This window comes from Lapillicoccus sp. (genome assembly GCF_025353065.1).
GTDB lineage: Bacteria > Actinomycetota > Actinomycetes > Actinomycetales > Dermatophilaceae > Lapillicoccus.
The window spans coordinates 1-4227 of sequence record NZ_JANXRJ010000307.1; the positions used below are offsets into that span (position 1 = coordinate 1).

Genomic DNA, 4227 nt, shown 5'->3' on the forward strand with positions numbered 1-4227 from the left:
GCTCGCGCGACACCCCGAATATCCGTCGTCGCACGGGGGGTCCTGAGGGGGCCGGCAGGGTCGAAGCAGGGGTCAGCGCAGCTCCCCCTTGAGGATCTTCCCCGTCGGCCCGTGCGCCAGCTCCGAACGGAACTCGATAACGCGGGGGTACTTGTAGGCGGCCACCCGCTCCTTGAGGAAGTCGACGATCTCCTCCGCGGTCAAGGTGATGCCCTCACGGGGGATGATGAACGCTTTGACCTCCTCGCCGAGCCGGTCATCGGGTATGCCGATGACCGCCGCCTCCTGCACCCCCGGGTGGGCGTAGAGCGACTCCTCCACCTCGCTCGGGTAGACGTTGTAGCCGCCGCGGATGATGAGGTCCTTCTTGCGGTCGACGATGAAGAGGTAGCCGTCGTCGTCGAAGTAGCCGAGGTCGCCGGTGCGCATCCAGCCCCGGGTGAAGGCCGCCGCGGTCGCCTCCGGGTTGTTGAAGTAGCCCTTCATGACGTTGACCCCGCGGATCACGACCTCGCCGACCTGGTCCTTGCCCGGGGGCAGAACCCGTTCACCCTCACCCCAGATCTGCACGTCCACCCCCCAGATCGGCTTGCCGACGCTGTAGATCCTGCGGTCCGCGGAGCTGACGTTGAATGTCGTCGTCGCCGCCGTCTCGGTCAGCCCGTACCCCTCGAGGATCGTGATGCCGAACTTGGCCTCGAAGGCGTCGAGGACCTTGGCCGGCAGGGACGCGCCACCGCACACGCCGACGCGCAGCGTGGTGATGTCGTCCTTGCCGATGTCCGCCTGGTGCAGGAGGGCGATGAACATCGTCGGCACCCCCTCGAAGACGGTGACACGGTCCCGCCGCATGACCTCGAGGATCTTCTCCGGTTCGAAGCGCGGCTGCAGCGACATCGTCGCGCCGAAGCGCATACAGAGGTTGAGGTGGCTGCAGAGTCCGAAGACGTGGAAGAGCGGCAGGACCACCAGGACGATGTCGTCGCTGCGGACGCCGAACAGCCGTCCGGGCGTCTCGGCGTTCATCAGCAGCTGGAAGTGGGTGAGCTCGGCGCCCTTGGGGGTGCCCGTCGTACCGGACGTGTAGATGACCACGGCAGTGTCGCCGGGGTCGCACTGCTCCATCGGCGCGGGGACGTTCGGGTCGGCGGCGGCATACAACGTCTCCATCGGCTCCCCGACGCCGGCGGTCGGCGTGCCCGGGGTGTTGACGACGTAGAGGTGCTTGACCCCGGCCGCGCTCACGGCCCTGGCCGCGTGCTCGGCCGTGCCGGCCCAGGTGATGAGCGCCTTGGCCTGGGAGTCGCCCAGCTGGAAGGCCACCTCGGGTGTCGTGAGGAGCACGTTCATGGGGACGACGACGCACCCGGCCTTGAGGATGGCGAAGTAGGCGATCACGAACTGCGGGAGGTTCGGCAGCTGCAGCCCGATTTTGTCCCCCGGGCCGAACCCCTCGGCGCGCAGACCCGCGGCCATCTGGTCGGACAGGGCGTCGACCTGGGCGAACGTCAGCGATCCTCCGTCGAACAGCAGCGCCGCCTTGTCGGAGTGCTGCTTCGCCGCCTCGCGCACCAGGTAGGCGATGTTGAACGCCATCTCGGGTCACCTCTCCCATAGCCGTCAGTCTCCCCTGCGGCCAATCTAGGCAGCGGCGGGTCGGGTGGGAGGCGACCAAAGTCCCGTGACCTTCGGCCCGATGCCGCAGCCGACTCTGCGGACAGACTGGGAGGGGCCACCACCGCAGGCGGCCGGCAGGAAGGTCGTCATGGAGCGCCTCACACCACTGGCAGCAGCATTCATCGACGCCGAGGACGAGGACGGCACCACGTCGATGGCCATCGGCTCGATGGCGGTCTTCGCCGGTCCGGCACCGGTGTTCGAGGACTTCGTGCGGATGATCGAGACGCGGCTGCCGACGATCCCCCGATATCGGCAGATCCTGCGCACCGTGCCCCTCGACCTGGCGCCTCCGGCCTGGGTGGACGACCCCGGTTTCGACGTGCGTTGGCACATCCGCAACACCGCCCTCCCCTCGCCCGGCGGGCCGGCCGAGATCGGCCGGCTCATCAGTCGGGTGATGTCGCGGCGGATGGATCGTCGCCGACCGCTGTGGGAGTACTGGTTCTGCGAGGGCCTGGCCGGAGGCCGGTGGGCGTTGCTGTCGAAGCTGCACCACAGCATGGCCGACGGGGTCTCGGGCACGGACCTCTACCGCCTGGTTCTCGAACCCACGCCCCAGCCGAGTCCCGCTGTGCCCGACGACCCGTCGGCGCAGGTGGATGGCGTGCCGGCCGGGCCGGCCTCGGCGCTCTCCTTCGCGGCCAGCGCTGCGTGGGACCTGGCCCGCACCCCTCTCGTGGGCGCGCGCGCCCTCGGCACGGCGCTCCTGTCGCCCCAGCAGCTCATCCACCAGGCGGGTCAGACGGTCAGCGGTCTCCTGACGATGGCGAGCGCCCTGGTGCCGTTGGAGGTCTCGTCGCTGAACGGCCCCCTTGACGGCAGCCGCCGCTACGCCTGGACCCAGGTCTCGCTGCAGGACATCCGGACGGTCCGCAAGGGGCTGGGCGGGTCGGTCAACGACGTCGCCCTCGCGGCCGTCACCGGGGGCTTGCGGCGGCTGCTCCTGTCTCGCGGCGAGGAGCCCACGGCCCACATGGTGCGGTCGATGGTGCCGGTCTCGATGCGCAAGCCGGGGGCCGAGTCGATCCCCGACAACCGTGTCTCCACGATGTATCCCTACCTCCCGGTCGACCTCGCTGACCCCGCCGCGCGGTTGGCCGCCGTGCAGGAACGGTTGCGGGCGCGCCGTTCTGCCGGGGAGCCGGAGGCGGGGGCCGCGATGACCGCCATCGCGGCATACGGGCCGTTCCCGCCTGTCTCGCTGGGGATGCGGGTGGGCTTCCACCTGCCCCAGCACTGCATCGCGACGGTCACGACGAACGTGCCGGGACCTCGGACGACGCTCTACGCCATGGGTCGCCAGCTGCAGGAGATCCTTCCCTACGTGCCGCTCGCCAACCGGGTCCGGATCGGGGTGGCGATCTTCTCCTACCGGGACGTCCTCACGTTCGGCGTCACTGCCGACTACGACACCGTGCCCGACCTCGAGGTCCTCACCACCGGCATCTCCTCGTCGATGACCGAGCTGGTCGCCGCCGCTGACCACGCGGTCGGTGTGGCGACGTGAGTCTCGAGAGCCGGCGGCCGCAGCCGGAGAACCCGGCGTCGCAGTGGGTCGACCTCGGTGGTCCGGTGCACTACGTCGACTACGGCGGGCCGGCGGACGGGCCGCTCCTGGTCTGTGTGCACGGCCTGGGCGGCTCGCACGTCAACTGGGCCGCGGTCGGGCCGTCACTGTCGCGGACCTGCCGGGTGCTCGCCCTCGACCTGGCCGGGTTCGGTCGGACCCGGAGCCACGGCAGGTCGACATCGGTCACCGACAACCAGCGTCTCCTGGGCCGCTTCCTCGCCGAGGTATGCCGCGAGCCCGCCATCCTGGTCGGGAACTCGATGGGGGGTCTCATCGCGGTCCTGCAGACCTCGGCCCACCCCGACTCGGTGGCCGGCCTCGTCCTCATCGATCCTGCACTGCCCGTCGGACTGACCTCGAGGCCAGATCCGTTGGTAGCCGCCATGTTCGGCCTCTATGCCATCCCCGCGGTCGGGCGCAGCATCGTCGCCCGACGGCGCTCCTCGGGGTCGGCCGAGAGTGTCGCGCTCGCGGTCCTGCGGCTCTGCTGCGTCGATCCCTCGCGCGTGCCGCGGGCCGTCGTCGAGCAGCACCTCGAGCTGGCCCGGCAGCGCCAGAGCTACGAAGACGTGGACGCCGAGCTCATCGTGGCGGCGCGGTCCCTGGTGTGGGTCCTCGCCCGGAGGCGGCAGCACGCGGCGATGCTGAAGAGCATCACCGTGCCAGTGCTGCTCGTGCACGGTGACCAGGACCGGCTGGTGCCGATCGCCTCGGCCCGCGTCGCGGCGGCGGCCAACCCCACGTGGCGCTTCGTCGTCGCCCAAGGGGTGGGTCATGTGCCCCAGCTGGAGGTCCCCCGACTGGACGGTGGACCAGATCCTGGACTGGCTGCGGACGGACGGGCTGGCGGCGGCATACGGCGCCCGGCCCTGCCATCCTCACTGCTGAGGCAACACGGAGTGCTGACCCCAACGGGCTGGGGTCAGCACTCCGTCCTACCGACCTCATCGGTAAGCCGGGTGCCGCGGCGGGGATCC

General features: G+C 70.3%; 3 protein-coding genes. 2 read left to right on the plus strand and 1 reads right to left on the minus strand.

The window, feature by feature from the left end; all coding sequences use genetic code 11:
- Positions 1 to 72 precede the first annotated feature (72 nt).
- Positions 73 to 1596 carry a long-chain fatty acid--CoA ligase gene (locus Q0R63_RS22345; RefSeq protein WP_295702309.1) on the minus strand — a complete coding sequence of 508 codons (1524 nt, stop codon included), beginning with the start codon at positions 1594 to 1596 and terminating at the stop codon, positions 73 to 75.
- A 100-nt stretch (positions 1597 to 1696) separates the two neighbouring features.
- On the opposite strand from Q0R63_RS22345, the gene Q0R63_RS22350 reads away from it, so the two are divergent.
- Together Q0R63_RS22350 and Q0R63_RS22355 are read left to right on the plus strand one after the other, a co-directional pair.
- Positions 1697 to 3187 (plus strand): wax ester/triacylglycerol synthase family O-acyltransferase, encoded by a 1491-nt coding sequence (locus Q0R63_RS22350; RefSeq protein ID WP_295702311.1) that lies wholly within the window; start codon positions 1697 to 1699, stop codon positions 3185 to 3187.
- The coding region (locus Q0R63_RS22355; RefSeq protein ID WP_295702313.1) for an alpha/beta hydrolase at positions 3184 to 4227 on the plus strand (1044 nt) is incomplete at its 3' end. The genes Q0R63_RS22350 and Q0R63_RS22355, both read left to right, overlap by 4 nt.